Annotated in this window: 18 protein-coding genes and 5 tRNA genes; 5 read left to right on the top strand and 18 right to left on the bottom strand. The window is 69.5% G+C overall.

Annotation, left to right across the window (positions count from 1 at the left end; translation table 11 throughout):
- Positions 1–36 precede the first annotated feature (36 nt).
- The 3 genes from AL072_RS31075 (at position 37) to AL072_RS31065 (ending at position 3,409) form a co-directional block, all read left to right on the top strand.
- The gene (locus tag AL072_RS31075; RefSeq protein ID WP_082109247.1) at positions 37–1,206 is read left to right on the top strand and encodes a bifunctional nicotinamide-nucleotide adenylyltransferase/Nudix hydroxylase; all 1,170 of its coding nucleotides are present in this window, start codon (positions 37–39) and stop codon (positions 1,204–1,206) included.
- A gap of 116 nt (positions 1,207–1,322) precedes the next feature.
- Positions 1,323–2,639 carry a nicotinate phosphoribosyltransferase gene (locus AL072_RS31070; protein ID WP_045584817.1) on the top strand — a complete coding sequence of 439 codons (1,317 nt, stop codon included), beginning with the start codon at positions 1,323–1,325 and terminating at the stop codon, positions 2,637–2,639.
- 17 nt (positions 2,640–2,656) lie between these two features.
- Positions 2,657–3,409 (top strand): isochorismatase family protein, encoded by a 753-nt coding sequence (locus tag AL072_RS31065; RefSeq protein ID WP_045584816.1) that lies wholly within the window; start codon positions 2,657–2,659, stop codon positions 3,407–3,409.
- An 11-nt stretch (positions 3,410–3,420) separates the two neighbouring features.
- Here AL072_RS31065 and AL072_RS31060 read toward each other — a convergent pair whose 3' ends face one another.
- The 18 genes from AL072_RS31060 to AL072_RS30975 form a co-directional block, all read right to left on the bottom strand.
- A complete protein-coding gene (locus tag AL072_RS31060; protein ID WP_045584815.1) occupies positions 3,421–4,626 on the bottom strand; it encodes a glutathionylspermidine synthase family protein in 1,206 nt (401 codons plus the stop codon).
- Positions 4,627–4,630: 4 nt separating this feature from the next.
- Entirely contained in the window at positions 4,631–5,227 is a 597-nt protein-coding gene (locus AL072_RS31055) for a DUF1190 domain-containing protein (RefSeq protein ID WP_052710312.1), read from the bottom strand.
- 18 nt (positions 5,228–5,245) lie between these two features.
- Positions 5,246–5,659 (bottom strand): DUF350 domain-containing protein, encoded by a 414-nt coding sequence (locus AL072_RS31050; RefSeq protein WP_045584814.1) that lies wholly within the window; start codon positions 5,657–5,659, stop codon positions 5,246–5,248.
- Between the two features lie 116 nt (positions 5,660–5,775).
- Entirely contained in the window at positions 5,776–6,744 is a 969-nt protein-coding gene (locus AL072_RS31045) for a zinc metalloprotease HtpX (protein ID WP_045584813.1), read from the bottom strand.
- Between the two features lie 263 nt (positions 6,745–7,007).
- Positions 7,008–7,082 (bottom strand) — tRNA-Val (locus tag AL072_RS31040).
- Between the two features lie 31 nt (positions 7,083–7,113).
- Positions 7,114–7,188, bottom strand: a tRNA-Gly gene (locus AL072_RS31035).
- Between the two features lie 4 nt (positions 7,189–7,192).
- A tRNA-Asp gene (locus AL072_RS31030) sits at positions 7,193–7,269 on the bottom strand.
- A 62-nt stretch (positions 7,270–7,331) separates the two neighbouring features.
- A tRNA-Ala gene (locus tag AL072_RS31025) sits at positions 7,332–7,407 on the bottom strand.
- Positions 7,408–7,445: 38 nt separating this feature from the next.
- Positions 7,446–7,532, bottom strand: a tRNA-Leu gene (locus AL072_RS31020).
- Between the two features lie 106 nt (positions 7,533–7,638).
- Positions 7,639–8,709 carry an aldose epimerase family protein gene (locus tag AL072_RS31015; protein WP_045584812.1) on the bottom strand — a complete coding sequence of 357 codons (1,071 nt, stop codon included), beginning with the start codon at positions 8,707–8,709 and terminating at the stop codon, positions 7,639–7,641.
- The gene (yjfF, locus tag AL072_RS31010) at positions 8,709–9,695 is read right to left on the bottom strand and encodes a galactofuranose ABC transporter, permease protein YjfF (RefSeq protein WP_045584811.1); all 987 of its coding nucleotides are present in this window, start codon (positions 9,693–9,695) and stop codon (positions 8,709–8,711) included. Before yjfF ends, AL072_RS31015 begins: the two co-directional genes overlap by 1 nt.
- On the bottom strand, positions 9,692–10,735 hold the full coding sequence (locus AL072_RS31005) for an ABC transporter permease (protein ID WP_045584810.1): 1,044 nt from the start codon (positions 10,733–10,735) through the stop codon (positions 9,692–9,694). The genes yjfF and AL072_RS31005 overlap by 4 nt, the downstream gene beginning before the upstream one ends.
- Positions 10,732–12,279, bottom strand: a complete 1,548-nt coding sequence (gene ytfR / locus AL072_RS31000) for a galactofuranose ABC transporter, ATP-binding protein YtfR (RefSeq protein WP_045584809.1) — start codon at positions 12,277–12,279, stop codon at positions 10,732–10,734. Before ytfR ends, AL072_RS31005 begins: the two co-directional genes overlap by 4 nt.
- 225 nt (positions 12,280–12,504) lie before the next feature.
- On the bottom strand, positions 12,505–13,524 hold the full coding sequence (gene ytfQ / locus AL072_RS30995) for a galactofuranose ABC transporter, galactofuranose-binding protein YtfQ (protein ID WP_200909977.1): 1,020 nt from the start codon (positions 13,522–13,524) through the stop codon (positions 12,505–12,507).
- Between the two features lie 358 nt (positions 13,525–13,882).
- Positions 13,883–15,040, bottom strand: coding sequence for a porin (locus tag AL072_RS30990; RefSeq protein WP_045584807.1), 1,158 nt, complete (start codon positions 15,038–15,040; stop codon positions 13,883–13,885).
- A 163-nt stretch (positions 15,041–15,203) separates the two neighbouring features.
- Positions 15,204–16,784, bottom strand: a complete 1,581-nt coding sequence (locus tag AL072_RS30985; RefSeq protein WP_045584806.1) for an aldehyde dehydrogenase (NADP(+)) — start codon at positions 16,782–16,784, stop codon at positions 15,204–15,206.
- A 163-nt stretch (positions 16,785–16,947) separates the two neighbouring features.
- Positions 16,948–17,892, bottom strand: coding sequence for a dihydrodipicolinate synthase family protein (locus AL072_RS30980; RefSeq protein WP_245637064.1), 945 nt, complete (start codon positions 17,890–17,892; stop codon positions 16,948–16,950).
- A 17-nt stretch (positions 17,893–17,909) separates the two neighbouring features.
- On the bottom strand, positions 17,910–18,791 hold the full coding sequence (locus AL072_RS30975; protein ID WP_045584805.1) for an SMP-30/gluconolactonase/LRE family protein: 882 nt from the start codon (positions 18,789–18,791) through the stop codon (positions 17,910–17,912).
- A 185-nt stretch (positions 18,792–18,976) separates the two neighbouring features.
- On the opposite strand from AL072_RS30975, the gene AL072_RS30970 reads away from it, so the two are divergent.
- Complete coding sequence (locus AL072_RS30970; RefSeq protein ID WP_045584804.1) at positions 18,977–19,981, top strand: LysR family transcriptional regulator; 1,005 nt, start codon at positions 18,977–18,979, stop codon at positions 19,979–19,981.
- 151 nt (positions 19,982–20,132) lie between these two features.
- The gene (chvE, locus tag AL072_RS30965; RefSeq protein WP_045584803.1) at positions 20,133–21,233 is read left to right on the top strand and encodes a multiple monosaccharide ABC transporter substrate-binding protein; all 1,101 of its coding nucleotides are present in this window, start codon (positions 20,133–20,135) and stop codon (positions 21,231–21,233) included.
- The last annotated feature ends 52 nt before the right edge of the window (positions 21,234–21,285 follow it).

The following is a 21,285-nucleotide window of genomic DNA, read 5'->3' as shown; positions in this document are numbered from 1 at the left end:
GACCGCGGCAGTCCTTCGGCAAGGAGCTTGCTGAGCATGTCCCCGACCGAGAGCACCGGACGCGGGTCCGGCCCGCTGCCGCCGCCGAAGAAGACCGCAACCCCCATCGCGGCCCCCATGGCAGCCCCCATTGCGCGCCCCGGCACGGCCTATGATTTCATGGTCTTCATCGGCCGCTTCCGCCCCTTCCATCTCGGCCATCTCGCCGTGATGCGGCAGGCGCTGGCGCTGGGGCGGCATCTGATCCTGCTGGTCGGCTCGTCGCGTCAGGCGCGCAGCCACCGCAACCCCTTCCGCTTCGAGGAGGTGCGCGCCTGCATCCTCGGCGCCGTCCCGCCGGAGGAGCATGGGCGCCTCACGATCCTGCCCCTGATCGACCGCTACAACGACCTGGAATGGATCCGCGATGTCCAGGCAGCCGTCCATGGCGTCGTCCATGAGGTCGTCGCGCGGCACCACCGTCCCGCCGGCGGCACGGAGCCCGCGGTCGGCCTGATCGGCCATTCCAGGGACCACGGCAGCCATTCATTGCGCATGTTCCCGCAATGGGGCGCGGTGGACTGCGCGACCGTCGGCGGGATTTCGGCCACGCCGATCCGCGACGCCTATTTCTCCGACGCCGCGGCGGCGCTGGAGGCGTGGAGGGACGCGCTGCCGGCGAACGTCGCCGCCTTCCTGGCGGACTTCGCCCGCAGCGCGGACTACCGGCGGCTGGCGGAGGAAAGCGCCTACATCGCCAGATACAAGGCCGGCTGGGCCGCCGCGCCCTACCCCCCGACCTTCCTCACCACGGACGCCGTGGTCGTGCTGTCCGGCCATGTCCTGCTGGTCGAGCGCCGGGCGCTGCCCGGACGCGGCCTGCTGGCCCTGCCCGGCGGCTTCGTCGGCCAGCATGAGCGGATCAGGGACGCGATGATCCGGGAGTTGCGCGAGGAAACCAGGCTCAAGGTGCCGGCCGGCTTCCTGGAGGGCGGCATCCGCGCCAGCCGGATCTTCGACCATCCCCACCGCTCGTCGCGCGGGCGCACGGTGACCCAGGCCTTCCTCATCCAGCTCAAGGCGACCGAGGAGGGGTTTCCCAAGGTGCGCGGCGGCGACGACGCCAAGTCGGCCCGCTGGATGCCGATCGCGGAGATCGATCCCGAACACATGTTCGAAGATCATTTCCACATCATCCAAACACTGATCGCCCAGTCCGGCAGTTGATCGGACCATCCGGAAGCCCTCTCCATTCGCCATTTACACGAACGAACCCGCGACCTACCCTGCCTCCCAAGCCCGCCGGACAGACCGGTGGCAGTGGGCAAAGGAGCTTTGCCATCATGCTCGTCAATTTCAGCGGCCGCGCCCACAACCACAATTTCGCGACCGATTTCATCGTCCGCTCGCTGCTGGACACGGACTGGTACAAGCTGGCGATGCTGCAATTCATCTGGCGGCACTTCCGCGAGGTGAAGGTGCGCTTCAGCCTGATCAACCGCACGAAATCGGTGAAGCTGGCCCGCATCGTCGACGAGACCGAGCTGCGCCGCCAGCTCGACAATGTGCGGTCGCTGCGGCTGAAGCGCTCCGAGGCGGTCTGGCTCCAGGGCAACACCTTCTACGGCCAGCGCGGCATCTTCCGGCCCGAGTTCGTCGCGTGGCTCGCGGACGGCTTTGCCCTGCCCGACTACCGGCTGTCCGAGGAGGACGGCCAGTGGCGCCTGGATTTCGAAGGAACATGGCCGGAGACGACCATGTGGGAGATCTACGCGCTCAGCATCGTCAACGAGCTGAAGACCCGCGCCGCGCTGGCCGGCATGACCGAGACGGAACTCGACATCCTCTATGCCCGCGCCAAGGTCCGGCTCTGGGACAAGATCGAGATGCTGCGCCCGCTGGCCGATCTCAGCCTCTCGGATTTCGGCACCCGGCGGCGCCACAGCTTCCTCTGGCAGGAATATGTCGTCGAGACGATGGCGGCCGAACTCGGCCCGCGCTTCATCGGCACCTCCAACACCCATCTTGCGATGAAGCACGACCTGGAGGCCATCGGCACCAACGCGCACGAGCTGCCGACCACCGTCGCCGCGCTGGCCTGCCGCGGGGAGGACCTGCGCGCGGCGCAATATGACGTGCTGCGGCTGTGGCAGGAGACCTATGGCGGCGCCATGCTGGTGTTCCTGCCCGACACCTTCGGCTCGACCCAGTTCCTGAAGAACGCGCCGGACTGGGTGGCGGACTGGACCGGCATGCGGGTGGACAGCAAGGATCCGGTGGCGGCGGGCGAGGAGTACATCGGCTGGCTGGAAAAGCTCGGCCGCGACCCCCGGGAAAAGCGCGTGCTGTTCAGCGACGGGCTGGACGTCGAGACCATCCTGCGGCTGCACCGGACCTTCCGCGGCCGCATCCGCGACGGCTATGGCTGGGGCACCCTGCTGACGTCGGATTTCCGGGATTGCCACCCACGCAACGGCCAGGGGCTCGATCCGCTGAGTCTGGTCTGCAAGGTGACCGCGGTCGAGGTCGACGGCGCCTGGAAGGATGCGGTCAAGCTCAGCGACAATTACGAGAAGGCCACCGGCCCGGCGTCCGAGATCGCCCGCTACCGCGCCATCTTCGGCACCGAGGGCGTCGCGAACGTCCCGGTGCTGGTCTGAACCGCAGGAGAAGCATCATGACCGACACCCGAACCGGCCCGGCCGCCGCGCTGGAGGCGATTTCCGCCGTCATGCCGGTGCGCAGGGCCTGCTACGCGCTGGCGGGCGGCAGGGTCGGCAAGCTCGACGTCGATCCGGTGAAGGGCTTCGCCGCCGTCGGCGGCGGCAACCTCGCCCCGCCGGTCGCCAACGCCCAGGTCGCCCGCATGATCGCCGAGATCGACCGCACCAACCGGCTGTTCATCGCCGCCGGCCATCCCATCGCGGTGTTCCTCGACACCCATGAGCCGGGCAAGCCCGAACACCCCTACCCGCCCCATTGCGAGGCCGGCACCGGCGAGGAAAACCTCGTCGACGAACTCGCCTGGCTCGACGGTGCCCCCGGCGTCACGCTGATGCGCAAGGACTGCATCAACGGCGTCGTCGGCACCACCGACCTAGCGACCGGCCGCAACCGGCTGTTCGAGTGGATCGCCGCCAACGGCATCGAGATCCTGGTGGTGGACGGCATCTGTACCGACATCTGCGTGCTCCAGGCGGTGCAGGCCCTGCTGTCGGCGCGCAACCACGGCATGACCGGACCGCTGCGCGACATCGTGGTCCACGAGCCGGGCTGCGCAACCTACGACCTGCCGCTCGGGACGGCGCAGGCGCTCGGCCTGCCCGACGGCGCGGCTCATCCGCAGATGGTCGCCCACCACATCGGGCTGTATCTGATGCAGGCGAGCGGCGCGATCATCGCCGACGAGCTACTGTTCCCGACCCCCTGACCGGGGCAGCCTCAGCCGGCGATCCGGTGCGGAACGAACCGGCTGGCGTTGCCGGTGATCAGCGCGCGGTCCTCGCGGATGCCCAGGCCGCAAGGGCTGCCGCCGGCGATCCAGACGCCGAACACCGCATGGTTGCCGTCGGCCTCGGCCAGCGGCGTGAAGGCCTGATAGACCCAGCCGTCATCGACATAGGGCCCGTCCGTCTCGGCGACCGGCTGCCCAACCGGAAATCCTGCGGCATCGAGGGTGGCGATGCTGACATTGCTGCCCTCGCGGCCGAGCAGCGGCTTGGCCACCACCCTGCTGCCGGCCGCAAAGCCGCTGCGGTCGAGCGCGGTGTGCAACAGGTTGGGATGGCCGGGGTTCAGTTCCCACAGCAGTGCGAACAGCCCCTTGGAGGCCATCACCATCTTCCAGGCCGGCTCGATCACCCGGATCCGCGCCTGCGCCGCGGCGGCCACCAGCTCGCGGCCGGTGGTCTCGCGGATCATCCAGTCCCACGGGTACAGCTTCATCAGGTGCCGGACCGGCAGGCCGGATTCATCGAGGAAGCGGCCGGAGGCGTCGTCGTAGCGGATCGCCTGGATCGGCATCGCCTTGGTGGTCATGCCGGCGCGCAGCGCCAGGGTCTGGAGATAGGCGATGGTCGCCTCGTCCTCCGGGTGCGGCATCAGGCAGGCGAAATGCACCGCGTCCGTCTGCGACGCCAGACCGGGGAAGGCCCGCATCCGCGCCTGCCAGCGTTCGACCAGCGCCTCTTCCAGGCTGTTGAACTGGTCGTCCTCCGGATGCGTGTCCTGGAGCCAGCACCATTGGGCGACCGCGGTCTCGTAGAGCGAGGTCGGCGTTTCCGCGTTCAGCTCCAGCGCCTTCGGCGGCCCGCCCTTGCCGTCCCAGGCGAAATCGAACCGGGCATAGAGCGCCATGTCCAGCCCGTCGCGCTCGGCCCAGCTCGCCTCGATCGCCGGGGCGGCCCAGCGCGGAATGCCGACCGCCTCGTACAGCCCCCGCGTCACGACATGGCCGACGGCCTGCTCGCACAGGCGGTAGACCTCCTCGGCGGCGGCCTCCAGCGTCTCGATTTCGGCGAGGGAGAAGCGCCAATGGGCGCTTTCGTCCCAATAGGCGGTGCCGTCGGCGTCGGTGTGGAAGGGGAAGCCGATCTCCTCGAGCCTGTCCTGCCAGTGCGGGCGGGGCGCCGTGGGCACGCGCTCCATCGCCTCAGCTTCCCGAAAAGCCGCGCGACGAGCCGGTCGAGCCGAACCCCGCGCTGCGCCCGGTCGTGGGGACCGTGAAGGATTTGCCCGCGTTGGCCGAACCCGGCCGGTAGTAGGAGCCGGAGCTGGAGGCAGCGCCGCCCGAGCCCGCCCGGATCTCGTCGCGGCGCTGCGGCGGCAGCGGCACCTGGGCGATCCGGCTGCTGCCGCTGCGGGCATAGCCCTGGCGGTCGAAATAGACCGGCTGCGCGTGGCTGCCGGTCAGGCTGCGGCCGATCATGAAGCCGACCAGCGCCGGGACGAAGACGTTGCCCATGCTGCTTCCCTGGCCGCTTCCCCCGCCGTCGCCCGCCGGTGTGCAGGCGCCGTCCCCCATCTCCGCCTCGCAGGCCTCCCGGCTGGCGAAGCGGGGGGCGTTCGCCCGGTGCTCCTCGCCGGCCGCGGCGAAGGCCGCCGTGCAGTCGTCCGCCGTCATCTCGGCCGAGCAGGCCTCGACGGAGGGATAGACGGTCGCCTCGTCCGGGCCATCCTCGCCGCAGGCGAACAGGACCGGGCTGATGCCGCCCAGCAGCAGGGCCGCCACGGTGCGCGAGCGCTTCATCGGAACCCCTTCTTCTCGTCAATAGGTCAGCGAGCCGTAGTTCAGCAGCCCGACCGCGATGGACAGGCTGGCGAGGAGGATGCCGTAGGCGGTGCGGTCCGCCTCGACGCCGGCCCGGAAATCCGGCAGCAGCACCCGCGAGCCGATGACATAGACCAGCAGTTGCGACACCAGCGCGACGCCCCCCCAGACCGCCAGATCGACGATGCTGGTCGTGTGGGACGCGACGCTGGTCAACGGCAGGGCGAAGCCGATCATGGCGCCGCCCAGGGTGAGCGCCGCGGTGCTGTTGCCCTGGCGGACCAGGGCCAGATCGCTGTACGGCGTGACGGCGGTGTAGGCGACGATGAACAGCAGCAGGAACCCCAGCATCGCCGCCGCGAACAGCAGATAGGAGGGAAGGGTCGTCAGGGACTGGAGAACCGGCGCCATGCATTCATCCAACGTTGCGTTGCCTGCTGACAGCGTTGCACCTTTTGCGGGCAGCCGGCAAGCCTTGACCGGAGCGGTAGCGGGCTACCACTTCTGGCGAAGCCCTGGGGGGAGGCTCAGTGCCAGAGCCCCGACGACCGCCAGCGCGGTCGATGGGTGGGCGGCGGAAGCCGGCCGGGAAGCGTGACCGGCAGCGCGCCGGGACCGGGCTGCACGGGCATGGTCTGCTGGAGCGAGAGAAGACGCCCGATGCGTTCCTCGGTGGCCGGGTGGGTGCGCAGCACGGACGGCTGCGGATTGCGCCGGCCGGGGAACAGCACGCGCTCCCAGAATCCCGGATCGTAACGCTGGAGTTTCGCCAGGGCGGAGGCCAGCCCGGCGGGATCCCCGGTGAGCGCCGCCGCGTCCAAATCGGCGTCGAACTCCCGCGTCCGCGACAGGCCGAGCTGGATCAGCGTGTTGACGGTGGGCGCCGCCAGCAGCAGCAGGATCGGCAGCCAGGGAAACCCCGCCTGTTCCATCAGCATCGCCGGCAGGCTGAAGACCAGCAGGACGACCCCCGTGGTCGCCATTGCTCCGGTGACCCGGCTGATGATGTCGGCCAGCCCCATGATCAGCAGGTCGTGATTCCGGACATGGCTGACCTCATGCGCCAGGATGCCGGCGAGCTCGCGCAGGCTCATCGCCCGCAGCAGGCCGTCGGTCAGGACGATGGCGCTGCTCCGCGCCGAGCCGACGGCGAAGGCGTTGGGCACCGGGGTCGCGAGGTAATGCAGTTCGGGGACGGCGGGCAGCCCGGCCCGCCGCGCGAGCGTGGCGAGGGCGTCCTGAACCTCCGGCAGCTCGACGCGGCCCAGCCGGCGGGTCCGGTAGAGCCCCAGGATGACCTGGGGCGAGACGGTGGGGCTGAAGGCCAGCGCCGTACCGAGGAGGATGACCACCCACAGGAGCCCCGCCGGGCCGAAGAGCACCCAGCCGATGGCAGCCGCGAGCAGGGTCAGGCTCCCCACCAGCAGAACGGACTGCAGGGCGTTGCGGAGCTTGTGACGGCGACGCTCCTGGTCGTTGAGGCGTACCGCGGACATGGCGGGCTGTGTTCCGGGTTGTCGCTTGTTCCGGGTTTTCACTGCACTCAGATTTCGGGACGGCCCGCCATCCGGTCAAGACGGGCCGGTCAAGACGGGCCGGTCAAGACAGGATGGCGCCATGGCAGCCTGATCCGGCCCATCGGCGTCTCGCTGCCGAAGCGCAACCAGCTTCTCCTGGGTCGCACCGCCGTTGGCATCGGCGGCGATGGCCCGAAACTGGAGAAGGCCGGCAACCCTTTGGGGGTTCCGGCCTTCATGGATGGTGGTCCCGACTGGGATTGAACCAGTGACCCCTACGATGTCAACGTAGTGCTCTCCCGCTGAGCTACAGGACCCCGAACTCTCAAAAACTTCCGCTCCGGAAACTGGAGCGGGCGAAGGGATTCGAACCCTCGACCCCAACCTTGGCAAGGTTGTGCTCTACCCCTGAGCTACGCCCGCAATGTGGCGCGAGTGACGGGACTTGAACCCGCGGCCTCCGGCGTGACAGGCCGGCGCTCTAACCAACTGAGCTACACCCGCGCTGAGGAGCGGCGCCTTATACAAGGCATCACCCCGATAGACAAGACCTAAATATTCAGAAGTGGTGGAGCCAATCGGGATCGAACCGATGACCTCTACAATGCCATTGTAGCGCTCTCCCAGCTGAGCTATGGCCCCACTATACTTCTGTTACCCTACACCAACACTTGGGGTGTTGGTGCGCTCGGAGGGAGTCGAACCCCCACGGCCTTGCGGCCACTAGGACCTGAACCTAGCGCGTCTACCAGTTCCGCCACGAGCGCTTCCCCCTGCACCGCGTTGGGTGCCGCGGGGAGCGCTTATGTAGCGGGATGGACGGCGGCCGGCAAGCACAGAATTCACCTCTGCCGAAAATTTTTTCTCCGCCCCTCAGGCCGTCAGGAACCGCAACCTCATGGTGTGCCGGCGGGTCTCGCCGGGGTCCAGCCGCGCCGACGGGAAATGGCCGATGTTGGGGCTGCCGGGAAAGCGCTGGGTCTCCAGCGCCAGACCGGCGAAGGGGCCGTAGGTCTGTCCGCCCTTCCCCGCCACCTGCCCGCCGGACCGGGCACCGATATAGCCGCCGCTGTAGACCTGAAGCCCGGGCTGGTCGGTTTCCAGCTCCATCCGGCGGCCCGATGCCGGATGCTCCAGCCAGGCCGCCGGGCGCAGCGTGCCGGCCGGACCCTCCAGGCACCAGTTGTGGTCGAAGCCGAAGCCGCCGGCCCGCTCCAGCGCCGCCCCCAGATCGACGCCGCCCAGATCGATGCCGCCGCGCAGGTCGAAGGCGGTGCCGTCGACCGGCCGCACCTCCCCGGTCGGGATCAGGTCGGGGCCGACCGGGGTGATGAAGCCGCCGCGCACTGCCAGCCGGTGGCCGCGCACGTCACCCAGACCGGAGCCCGAGCCATGGCCGCCGAGATTCCAATAGCTGTGATGGACGAGATTGACGACGGTCGGCCGGTCGCTGGCCGCCGTCATCTCGATATCCAGCACCCCGTCCGCGGTCAGCCGGTAGCGCGTCGTGGCGGTCAGGGTTCCGGGATAGCCCTGGTCGCCGTCGGGCGAAACCAGCATGAAGGTGACGGCGTTGTCCGCCTCCTCCACCACCGCCCGCCAGATCCGGCGGTCGAAGCCGTCGGCGCCGCCATGCAGGTGGTTGGGCGGCTCGTTGACGCTCAGCGCATGGCGCACGCCGTCGAGCGTGAAGGCCGCCCCGCCGATGCGGTTGCCGTAGCGGCCGCAGGTGGCGCCGAAATAGGCGTCGCTCGCCAGATAGCCGGCCAGCCGGTCGAAGCCGAGCACGACGTCGGCCGTCCTGCCGTCACGGTCGGGCACCATCATCCGCACCAGCCGGGCACCATGGGCGATCACCGTCGCCTCCAGCCCGCCGGCGGACAGGATGAACCCCTCCACCGGCTGGCCATCGACCATGTCGAACAGGAATCTCTCGATGGGCATCACGCCTCCGCCGGTTGGCCGCCGCGGCCGGCCCAGACCGTCAGCAGCCCTTTCTGCAACAGGATGAAGACGAACAGCAGCACGCCGATGGCGATCTTGGTCCACCAACTGCTCAAGGTGCCGTCGAAGGTGATGTAGGTCTGGATCAGCCCCTGGATCAGCACGCCGACGAAGGTGCCGACGACATAGCCGTAGCCGCCGGTCAGCTGGGTGCCGCCGATCACCACCGCGGTGATGGTGTCCAGCTCCACCCCGGTCGCCGCCAGCGAATAGCCCGCTCCGGTGTAGAGCGAGAAGACGATCCCGGCCAGCCCGGCCAGCAGCCCGGACAGGGCATAGACCGCCACCGTCGTCCGCCCGACCGGCACGCCCATCAGCTCCGCCGACTGGCGGTTGCCGCCCAGCGCATAGAGGTTGGCGCCGAAGCGGGTCCAGTGCGCCAGCACCACCGCGCCCGCCACCACCCCCAGCATCAGCATCGCCGGCAGGGTCAGCTTGCCGCCGGCACCGAAGCGCAGCGCGATGTCGTTCAGCTCGCCATAGAGCGGGTGGTTGATCGGCACCGAATCGGTGGTCAGGACGAAGCCCAGGCCGCGGGCGATGAACATGCCGGCCAGCGTCACGATGAAGGGCGGCATCCGGAAGACATGGATCACCCCGCCCATCGCCGCGCCGAAGCCGCCGGCCGCCAGCAGCGCCACGGCGAAGGCGGCAAGGGGATGCCAGCCGCCCTGTTCGATCAGCACCGCCAGCAGGACGGTGGTGAAGCCGATCACCGCCCCGACCGACAAATCGATCCCGCCGGACAGGATGACGAAGGTCATGCCGACCGCGGTGATGCCCAGAAAGGCGTTGTCGGTCAGAAGGTTGCCCACCACCCGCCAGGAGGCGAAGTTGGGGAACTGCGCGGCGCACAGCAGGAACCCGACCACCAGCACCGCGCTGGTGACGATCAGGGGAAGGAAGCGCTGGAGTGCACCGGTCATGGCTTCACCCCCCCGCTTGTCGGCGCCACCGGCGGCTTGACGGTCCCGGTCCGCGGCCCGGCCTTCGGCGCCGGCAGGAACAGGGTCAGGGTCGGCGATTGCAGCAGCAGGACCAGCATCAGGACGCCCGCCTTGACGATCAGGTTGAATTCCGGCTTGAAGCCGCTCAGCAGGATGCCGGTGTTCATCGCCTGGATGATCAGCGCTCCCACCACCGACAGCGGCAGCCCGAACCGCCCGCCCAGCAGCGAGGTGCCGCCGACCACCACCGCCAGGATGGCGTCCAGCTCCAGCCACAGCCCGGCATTGTTGGCGTCGGCGCCACGGATGTCGGCGGTGACGATCAGCCCGGCGACCGCGGCGCACAGCCCGCACCAGGCATAGACGGCGACCAGCACGACCGGGGTGTTGACGCCGGCCCCGGCGCTCGACAGCCGGTTGACGCCGACCGCCTCGATCATCAGCCCCAGCGCGGTCGCCCGCACCAGCAGGGCCGTCACCGCCAGCACCGCGGCGGCGATGACCACCGGCATCGGCACGGTCAGGAAGGATCCGCCGCCGATGAAGGCGAGCGCCGGGCTGGTGAAGGTGACGATCTGCCCCTCGGTGATCAGCTGGGCGATGCCGCGCCCGGCCACCATCAGGATCAGGGTCGCGATGATCGGCTGGATGCGCAGCACCGCCACCAGCAGCCCGTTCCACAGACCGCACAGCAGCCCTGCGGCCAGCGACGCCGCCAGCACCGCCGGCAGCCCCCATCCCGCCCCGGTCATGGTGGCGGCGACCGCGCCGGAGATCGCCATCACCGCGCCGACCGACAGGTCGACGCCGCGGGTGGCGATCACCATGGTCATGCCGATGGCGAGCAGCGCCACCGGGGCGCCGCGGTTCAGCACGTCGATCAGGCTGCCGAACAGCCGGCCGTCCTGCAGGCGGATGGCGAAGAAATCGGGAAACAGCAGCCAGTTGGCCAGCAGCACGGCGATCAGCGCGCCATATTGCGGCAGGTTGCGCGCCGCGCCGGCGGCGGAGAAATTCATGGACGCACCTCCGCGCCGTTCGTTTCAGATGCGATGGCGGCGACGATGCGCTCCACGCTGACCTCCCCTCCCCTCAGTTCCGCCACATGGCGGCGGTCGCGCAGCACCACGACGCGGCGGCTGTAGGCGACGATCTCCTCCAGCTCCGACGAGACCACCAGCAGTGCCATGCCGTCGGCGCACAGCCGCTCGATCAGGCGGATGATCTCGGCATGCGCGCCGACATCGATGCCGCGGGTCGGCTCGTCCAGGATCAGCAGCCGCGGTTCGGTCGCCAGCCAGCGCGCCAGCAGCGCCTTCTGCTGGTTGCCGCCCGACAGGAACTGGATCGGCCGCTCGGCGTCGGGTGTTCGGATGTCGAGCAGGCGGATGAAGCGGTCGGCGATCTCCTCCTGCCGGCGGCGCGGGATCGGCTTCAGCCAGCCCTGGCGGGCCTGGAGCGCCAGGATGATGTTCTCGCGCACCGACAGCTCGCCGACGATGCCCTCCTTCTTGCGGTCCTCCGGGCAGAAGCCGAAGCCGAGCCGCACCGCGTCGCGCGGCCCCTTCAGCCGCGCCGGCCGCCCGTCCACCGTCGCCTCGCCCTGGTCGGCCCGGTCCATGCCGAAGACCAGCCGCACCGTCTCGGTCCGCCCCGAGCCCAGCAGCCCGGCCAGCGCCACCACCTCGCCGGGGCGGATGTCGAGGTCGAAGGGCTCGACGCTGCGCGCCTTGCCGAACCCCTTGAAGCTCGCCAGCGGCGGCCGGCTGTCCAGTTCCTCCGGGCCGCGCTCGATCCGGTGGGCCGCCGCCTCCAGCTCCCGCCCCAGCATCATGGCGACGAGATCCAGGCGCGCCAGCTCGGCCGTGCGCCGCTCGCCCACCAGCCGGCCGTTGCGCAGCACGGTGATGCGGTCGCAGACCTCATAGACCTGATCGAGGAAATGGGTGACGAAGACGATGCCGATGCCCCGCGCGCGCAAGGACCGCATCACCCGGAACAGCACCGCCACCTCCTGCGCGTCGAGGCTGGCGGTCGGCTCGTCGAGGATCAGCACCTTGGCCGACATGTCGACCGCCCGCGCGATGGCGACGATCTGCTGCGTCGCCACCGAGAAGCGGCCGAGCGGAGCCGTGACGTCGAGCGACAGGCCGTAGGGCTGCAGCACCGCCCGCGCCCGCCGCCGCATGGCGCCGCGGTCGACCAGCCCGAAGCGCATCGGCTGGCGCCCCAGGAACAGGTTTTCCGCCACCGACAGGTTGGGCAGCAGGTTCACCTCCTGATAGACGGTGCCGATGTGCAGGCGCTGGGCCTCCTCGACGCCGCGCGGTGCGATCTCCCGCCCCTCCAGCGCGACGGTGCCGGCGTCGCGCTGATAGACGCCGGTCAGCGTCTTGATCAGCGTCGACTTGCCGGCGCCGTTCTCGCCGAGCAGGGCATGGATCTCGCCGTGGCGGAGCGTGAAATCGACGCCGTCGAGCGCCTGGACGCCGAGGAAGCCCTTGGACAGCCCGCGGATCGCCAGCAGCGGCGCCGATGGGGAAGGAGCGGTGGACGCCGTCATGACGGACCTCGCCGGATGCGCGATAACATTTTAGGGCCGCCGAAGAGCCCTCTCCCGCCCCGGGAGAGGGAGGGGACCCACGAAGTGGGGAGGGTGAGGGGTGGGGCAAGGATCCCGAACCGCATGGCTTCGTGCCTGGCCCCTCACCCTTCCCACCGCTTCGCGGCGGGCCCCTTCCCTCTCCCGGGACGGGAGAGGGAACTCTCCCGGCCCCTCACCCCCCGATCAGTAGGCGTCCTTGCGGCGCTCATACTCGGCCTTGGCGGTGTCGGGGGTGAACAGCGCCGACTGGGTCTGGATCCATTTCGGCGGCGCCTTGCCGTCCTTCTTGAAGGCGATCAGCGCGTCATAGGCCGGGCCGGCCATGTTCGGCGTCAGCTCCACCGTGGCGTTCGCCTCGCCCTCGGCCATCGCCTTGAAGATGTCGGGCACGCCGTCGATCGAGACGACCAGGATGTCCTTACCCGGCTTCAGCCCGGCTTCCTTGATCGCCTGGATGGCGCCGACCGCCATGTCGTCGTTGTGGGCGTAGACGGCACAGATGCCCTTGCCGCCGTTCTCGGCCTTGATGAAGCTCTCCATCACCTCCTTGCCCTTGGCGCGGGTGAAGTCGCCGGACTGGGTGCGGACGATCTTCATGCCGGGGTTCTTGGCGACGACCTCGTCGAAGCCCTTCTTGCGGTTGATGGTGGGCGACGAGCCCACCGTGCCCTGCAGTTCCACCACCGCGCACTTGCCGCCGGTCTGCTTGGCCAGCCATTCGCCGGCCACCCGGCCCTCATGCACGGTGTCCGAGGTGACGGCGGTCATGTAGAGGCTCTGGTCCTTGGTCTCGATCTGGCGGTCGAGCAGCATGACCGGGATCTTCGCCTCCTTGGCCTCCTTCAGCACCGAATCCCAGCCGGTCGCCACCACCGGCGCGATGAAGATGGCGTCGACGCCCTGGGCGACGAAGGAGCGCACTGCCTTGATCTGGTTCTCCTGCTTCTGCTGGGCGTCGGAGATCTTCAGCTCGATGCCGCGCTTGTCAGCTTCGGCCTTGGCGGTCTTGGTCTCGGCGGCACGCCAGCCGGACTCCGAGCCGATCTGCGAGAAGCCGACCACCAGCTTCTTGCCGTCGGCGGCCTGGACGGTGCCGAGACCGATCAGCAGCGCCGCGGCGGCGGCCATGGCGGTGGCGGCGGCCCTGGTGGCGGCCCTGGTGGCGGCCCTGGTGGCGGCGGAATTCACCCAACTCCTGGACATCCGTTTCACTCCCTGAAGGATTGTGCCGTGCTTTTTGAAAGGGGCAGGCCGCTGGACGGGGCGCGGAAAGAAGGGGACCGCCGCCCGGTCCGATTTGTTCGTATCGTCTACATTAAGTGCCGGGAACCATAACTGTCCAATATGATTCTTGGCCGGTCCGATGCTGAAAAGGATATGTCCGCGCAAAGAAACGGCCGGACGGCGGGAAGCCGCCCGGCCGCGAGGTGACCCCGGTTGCCCGGAAGGACGCCCTGCAATGAGCGCCCGGGACGGTCCGGGGCCGACGCACCCGAGGGAGAGCGCGCCGGGACGCGCCGCCGCGGCGGGATGGAGGAAACGCCGCGGCGGTGCGAAGCGGTCAGAATGCGAAATTGGTCTGGATCAGGAAGATGTCTCCCTTGTCGCTGTTGGCGGCGACGTCGGAGCTGAGCTTGAAGTGGTTGTATTCCGGGTTGATGCTGAAACCAGGGGCGACGACATATTTGGCGCCGACGGAGATCAGCTCGAACTTGGTGCGGCCGCGCACCGTCAGGTCGCCGGCATCGCGGGCGTTCAGATAGCCGACGCCGAGCGTCGTCGGCCCGAAGGTGTATTGCGCGCCGGCCGTCCACACATCCTGCTTCTCGCGGCTGACGATGCCGGCGGTGCCGGACTTGGCATAGCCGCTGTCGCCCGACCAGGCATAGCTGCCGCCGACCTTCAGCCCGCCATAGGCCACGGACAGGCCGGCATGGGTCGAGGACAAATCGTCGAAGGTCGCCGCCGAGACGCTGGAATCCTTGGCCTTGCCGCCGAGATAGAACAGGCTGGCATTGACCGTCGCCCCGCCGACGCTGTTGGAATAGGTGCCGCCGACCTCGTAGACGTCGTGATAGGCGCCGGTGCGGTTGGCCGTCGGCAGGCTGACCTTGCGGCGGTTGACGTCGGTGTTGCTGCTTTCGGAATCCGGCTGGTAGGAGACGCCGAGCTTGAAGCCGGCGATCTCCGGCGTCCAGTAGGAGGCGCGGGTGGCGCTGTTGCCGGAGATCAGGGCGCGGATGTTGGCGATGGTGATCGGGGCGTTGGCGCCGCTGTCGCCGAGCCAGGACGGGAAGGAGCCGTCGACGCCGCCGGTTCCCCAGTCGGACGGGGCGAAGACGCCGCTGTCGTCGGACGGGCCGTTCTCCACGCCGAGATGGAAGACGCCGAAGCTGCCGTTGACGAAGATGAAGGCACGGTCGTTGGTGGTGGTGCGGGCATTCCCGGCGCCGTTCTCGGCCAGCAGGCGCAGGCGGGCGCCATATTCCAGCCCGTTGTCGGCCTTGGCCTTCGGCGTCACCAGCAGGCGGTAGCGGTTGCGGAACTCGGTGTTGCGCAGGCCGCTGTCGCGGTCCTGGTCGACATAGCCGGCCTCGAAATAGACGTCGGCGCCCAGCGTGACGTCGAACTTCGCCTGGGCGAAGGCCGGGGCGGACAGCGCCATGGCGGAGACGAGCGACAGGGTGGCTGCGCCAAGCAGCAATGTGGATCTGACCATTTGCGTTTCCTCAAGTGATGTTGGCTTGTTGTTTTTTATCAGTCCCTTGGCAGGGTCCTGGGTGGGAGCGCCCCTGTTGGCCGTGCCCGGAAGACGGGCGCACGGCCCCGTCCGCGTCAGCGCTCCCCCCTGACGCGGCGTTACCGGATCGGTGTGAAAATCCTCAGTCCCGGCCGAGCGTCCCGTCGACCCGCCGCCACAGCCCCAGCGGGTTGCCGTCGTGCAAGGCCTCCGGCAGCAGCCCCGCCGGCAGATCCTGGTAGCAGACCGGGCGCAGGAAGCGCCGGATCGCCAGCGTCCCGACCGAGGTCGAGCGGCTGTCCGACGTCGCCGGGAACGGGCCGCCATGCACCATCGCGTGGCACACCTCCACCCCGGTCGGCCAGCCGTTGGCCAGGATGCGGCCGGCCTTGCGCTCCAGCACCGGGATCAGCGCCGCCACCGCGGCCTCGTCCGCCGCCTCCATCTGCAGCGTCGCGGTCAGCTGCCCCTCCAGCCGCTCGGCAACCGTCCCCATCGCCGCCGCGTCCGGGCAACGGATCAGCAGCGACGCGGCACCGAACACCTCCTCCTGCAAGCGGGTGTCGGCCAGGAACGCCTCCGCAGTGGTGCTGAAGAAGGCCGCCTGCGCCTGGTTCGGCCCGTTGCAGGCCAGCCCGCGCGCCAGCGTGGTCACCGCCCCGCTGCCGGCCAGCGCCGTCACCCCGTCGTCATAGGCGGCATGGATGCCTGGCGTCAGCATGGTCGCGGCGGTGCTGCCGCCGAGCGCCGCCACCGCCGCCGCGGCGAAGCGGTCGAGGTCCGGCCCCTCGATGCCGAGCAGGATGCCGGGATTGGTGCAGAACTGCCCGGCCCCCATGGTCAGCGAAGCGACGAAGCCCGCGCCCAGCGCCTCGGCCCTTGCGGCCAGCGCGGCGGGCATCAGGAACACCGGGTTGATGCTGCTCATCTCGGCATAGACCGGGATCGGCTCCGGCCGCCTGGCCGCCACCTCCATCAGCGCCAGCCCGCCACGGCGCGAGCCGGTGAAGCCGACCGCCTTGATCCTAGGGTCGGCCACCAGCGCCGTGCCGATCTCGGTGCCGGTGCCGAACAGCAGCGAGAACACGCCCTCGGGCAGGCCGCAATCCGCCACCGCCGCCCGGATGGCGCGGCCGACCAGTTCGGAGGTTCCGGGATGGGCGTTGTGCCCCTTGACCACCACCGGACAGCCGGCGGCGAATGCCGAGGCGGTGTCGCCACCGGCCACCGAGAAGGCGAGCGGGAAGTTCGACGCGCCGAACACCGCGACCGGCCCCAGCGGGATATGGCGCTGGCGGATGTCGGCGCGCGGCAGCGGGGTGCGGCCCGGCATGGCCGGATCGATGCGCGCCTCGATCCAGCTTCCCTCGCGCACCACCTGGGCGAACAGGCGGAGCTGGCCGACGGTGCGGCCGCGCTCGCCCTCCAGCCGCGCCCGCGGCAGCCCGCTCTCGGCCATGGCGCGGACGATCAGCGCGTCGCCAATGTCGAGGATGGCCTGGGCGACGGCTTCCAGGAAGGCGACGCGCTGCTCCAGCCCGGTTTCGCGGAAGGCGTCGAAGGCGGCCCAGGCCAGCGCGCAGGCACGCTCCACCTCGGCCGCGCCGCCGCCGCCATAGACGGGGTCGAGCGCCGCGCCGCTGGCGGGGTCGACGGCGCGGACTTCGCCCTGGCCGCCGCGATGGCTCTCGGCACCGATCAGCATCTCGCCGGTGATGGTCATGGGGTGTCTCTCCTTGATGGGGGCGTTTTGCCCCCTCCCTAACCCTCCCCCGCTTTGCGGGAGAGGGGACTGCCGCCGCTCCGTTGCATACTCCCCGCCAAGCATCCCGCCCCCTCTCCCGCGAAGCGGGGGAGGGATGGGGAGGGGGCACCGCTGCAACCCCTCACCGCCCCCAGCGCAGCACCAGCGGATCGAGCCGCCGCGCCGCATCCAGCAGGCCTTCGCGGCTGATCGGGTGCGGATCGGCCACCGGGTGGCGCATCGCGTCGGACGCGATGACCCCGCCCTCCTTCATCAGGATCTTGGCGGTGGCGATGCCGCACTGGCGGTTCTCGTGGTTGATCAGCGGCAGCCAGCGCCCATAGGCCGCCACCGCCGCCTCGCGGTCTCCCGCCAGATACGGGTCGACGATCTGCCGGATGCCGTCCGGATAGCCGCCGCCGGTCATCGCCCCCGTCGCCCCGGCGTCGAGGTCGGCCAGCAGGGTGATCGCCTCCTCGCCGTCCCACGGCCCTTCGATGGCGTCGCCGCCCAGCTCGATCAGGGTGCGCAGCTTGGCGGCGGCCTGCGGCACCTCGATCTTGAAATAGGAGACCTGGGCGATCTCGCGCGCCATCCGGGCCAGCAGCGGCGCCGGCAGCGCGGTGCCGCTGACGGGGGCGTCCTGGATCATGATCGGGATGTCGATGGCGTCGGACACCCTTTGGAAGAACTCGACGATGCCGGCCTCGGGCACGCGGATGGTGGCACCATGGTAGGGCGGCATCACCATCACCATCGCGGCGCCCAGATCCTGGGCGCGGCGGCTGCGCCCGGCGCAGGCGCGGGTGCTGAAATGGGTGGTGGTGACGATCACCGGCACCCGGCCGGCGACATGGGCCAGGATGGTCTCCATCAGCACATTGCGCTCGTCGTCGGTCAGCACGAACTGTTCGGAGAAGTTGGCGAGGATGCACAGCCCGGTCGAGCCGGCATCGATCATGAAATCGACGCAGCGCTTCTGCCCGTCGAGATCCAGGTCCCCCGCCGCGGTGAAGATGGTGGGGACGACGGGGAAGACTCCGCGGTAGGGGCGGGCGCTGGGCGGCATGGCGGTGTGGTCCTTCATCGAAAACGGATCCTGACTCATAATGGCGGGGCGCCGAACCGGCCGCAGGGCAGGCCGCGGACGCCCGGATCGCACTCGAACAGCGCGCCGGCCAGCGGCTCCTCCGGCCGGCCGTGCGCCGCGGTGGTGACGAACAGCCGGTCGAGGTCCCGGCCGGCGAAGACGCAGGAGGTGACGCGGGAGGCCGGCAGCGGGATCGCCCGGTCCAGCCGGCCGTCGGGATGGAAGCGGCTGACCCGCCCGCCGTCCCAATGGGCGATCCACAGCCCGCCCTCGGCGTCGCAGGTCATGCCGTCGGGATAGCCGTCGGCCTCGGCGAAGCGGATGTGGACGCGCTTGCCCGACAGTCCGCCGTCGTCCCCGACATCGAAGGCGTAGACGGTCCGCGCCGCGCTGTCGGTGTGGTAGAGGATGCGCCCGTCCGGCGCCAGCGCCGGGCCGTTGGCGACGGTATAACCCTCGTCGACCCGCGTGACGGTGCCGTCGCCGTCGATGCGGTAGAGGCTGCCGGCCGGCGCCTCCTCGGCATCGTCCATGCTGCCGACCCACAGCCGGCCCTGGGCGTCGGCCTTGGCGTCGTTCAGCCGGTTGCCCGGCCGCTCCGGCTCGATCCGTGCCAGCTCATCCCCCACCACGGCCCGGCCGGGCTCCAGCCGCAGCCGCACCACCCGGCGCGAGCGCAGGCCGGCGACGAAACCATCCCCATCCGCGCTCTCCACCAGCCAGCAGGCGGCGTCATCGAGCGCCCATTCCGCCTGCGCGCCGTCGGCCAGCCCGTGGCGCAGGATGCGGGATCCGCGGATGTCGACGAACCACACGGCCTCCTGCCGCGGCGACCACAGCGGCCCCTCGCCCAGCAACGCCCGTGCCTGCCAGACGCAACGCGCTTCCTGCGGCATGCCTCCCCGCCCCCCCTTGTCGTATCGGCCGCCGTCACGGCCGTCGTTTTTTAAAGTCGTTTTGAAAATTTGTTGACGGCCCAAACGATAAGGGGCCACTTGATAATCGTCCAATACGAAGATCGGCAATCGCGATACCAAATCTCGTATCCCGGCGCCGCCTCCCGCTCGGAGACAGCCTTCCCGTGACTCCCCCCCGCTTTCCCCCCAACTGGTTCCAGAAGGCGCGGCTGAAGCTGCGCCACCTGCAACTCTTCGCCGCGCTCGACGAGCACCGCAACCTGCACCGGGCCGCCGCCAGCCTGACCATGTCGCAGCCCGCCGCCTCCAAACTGCTGGGCGACCTGGAGGAGACGCTGGGGATCGAGCTGTTCGACCGCCATGGCCGCGGCATCGAGCCGAACTGGTACGGCAGCCTGATGATCCGCCACGCCCGGATGATCCTCAGCGAGTTGCAGGAGACCGGCGAGGAGCTGAACGCGCTGCTGGCCGGGCACAGCGGCCGGGTCTCCATCGGCACGGTGATGGCCCCGGCGGTGGAGCTGGTGGTGCCGGTGATCAGCAGCCTGACCCGCGAGCATCCCGGCCTGAAGATCGCGGTGGCGGTGGAGACCAGCGACGTGCTGGCCGAGCGGGTCCACCAGGGCGTGATGGATTTCGCCATCGGCAGGCTGCCCGGCCATTTCGACCCCACCGCCTTCGAGTATCAGGAGATCAGCAGCGAGGAGCTGTGCTTCATCTGCCATGACCGCAACCCGCTGCTGGCGCTCGGCCGGCCGCTGCTCGCCGCCGACCTGTCGGACGCAACCTGGATTCTCCAGCCGGTCGGCACCCTGCTGCGCGACCGGGTGGAGGCGCTGTTCCGCGCCGAGGGCGCCCGGCTGCCGCACCGGGTGATCGAAAGCGCCTCCCCCGTCATCTCGATGGCGATGGTGGCGGAGACCGATTCGATCACCGTCTTCGCCCATGCGCTCGCCCGGGTCTTCACCCCCAGCGGCTGCTGCGTGGTGATGCCCTTCCACAAGCGCTTCAGCGTCGAGCCCTACGGCATCTTCTGGCTGAAGGACCGGCCGCTGTCGCCGGGCGCCCGCACGGTGCTGTCGGCGGTGCGCGCGGCGTCGGAACGCAAGATGCGCGGGCTGCCCGACCCGACCACCGCCACCGCCGCCCCAACCCCCGCCGATACATAAAACCGTATCGATCTGGCGAATATTCGTATTTGACAGTTATGTCAATTCGGGGGATTGCTAGGGGCACAAACCATCGCGCCACACGCCGTCCGCCACACGGAACGCGGGTCCGGCCAAGCGCGCGTCGCGGAATCTGGGAGGATTCGGGTCCATGTCGTCTCGTAAAGGGCATTTCAAGGCGTCGTTCCTCATGGCCGGCATCGCCGGGCTGGCCTGCGGCCTGCTGGTCGCCACCGGCGCCGCCGCCCCGGCCATGGCGCAGGGCAAGCCGACCGTCGGCATCGCCATGCCGACCAAGTCGTCGGCGCGCTGGATCGACGACGGCAACAACATGGTCAAGTATTTCCAGGAGAAGGGCTACAAGACCGACCTGCAATATGCCGAGGACGACATCCCCAACCAGCTCGCCCAGATCGAGAACATGATCACCAAGAACGACAAGGTTCTGGTGATCGCCGCCATCGACGGGACGACGCTGACCGACGTGCTGCAGAAGGCGGCGGAGCAGGGTGTCAAGGTCATCGCCTACGACCGCCTGATCCGCGGCTCGGCCAACGTCGATTATTACGCCACCTTCGACAATTTCCAGGTCGGCGTCCTCCAGGCCGCCTACATCGAAAAGGCGCTCGGGCTGAAGGAGGGCAAGGGCCCCTTCAACATCGAGCTGTTCGGCGGCTCGCCCGACGACAACAACGCCTATTTCTTCTACAACGGCGCCATGTCGGTGCTTCAGCCCTACATCGACAGCGGCAAGCTGAAGGTGCAGAGCGGGCAGGTCGGCATGGACAAGGTGTCCACCCTGCGCTGGGACGGCGCGGTCGCCCAGTCCCGCATGGACAACCTGCTGAGCGCCTATTACAGCGGCAAGAAGCTGGACGCGGTGCTGTCGCCCTATGACGGGCTCAGCATCGGCATCATCTCGTCGCTGAAGGGCGTCGGCTACGGCACGGCGGGGCAGCCGATGCCGGTGGTGACCGGCCAGGATGCCGAGGTCCAGTCGGTCAAGTCGATCCTGGCGGGCGAGCAGCGCTCCACCGTCTTCAAGGACACCCGCGAGCTGGCGAAGATCACGGTCGGCATGGTCGACGATTTGCTGGCCGGCCGCACCCCGCAGGTCAACGACACCAAGACCTACGACAACGGCAAGAAGGTTGTTCCGTCATACCTGCTGAAGCCGGTCAGCGTCGACGCCTCCAACTGGAAGCAGGTGCTGGTCGACGGCGGCTACTACAAGGAATCGCAGATCAAGTGAGCAGGCGGGCGCCGGGTGGGGGGCAAGGCCCGCTCCCCCCGGCGCTCACCCG

The sequence above is a fragment of the Azospirillum thiophilum genome, assembly GCF_001305595.1.
Lineage (GTDB): Bacteria > Pseudomonadota > Alphaproteobacteria > Azospirillales > Azospirillaceae > Azospirillum > Azospirillum thiophilum.
Note: the sequence above shows the minus strand (reverse complement) of the source record. Positions and strands in the feature narration are given on the sequence as shown.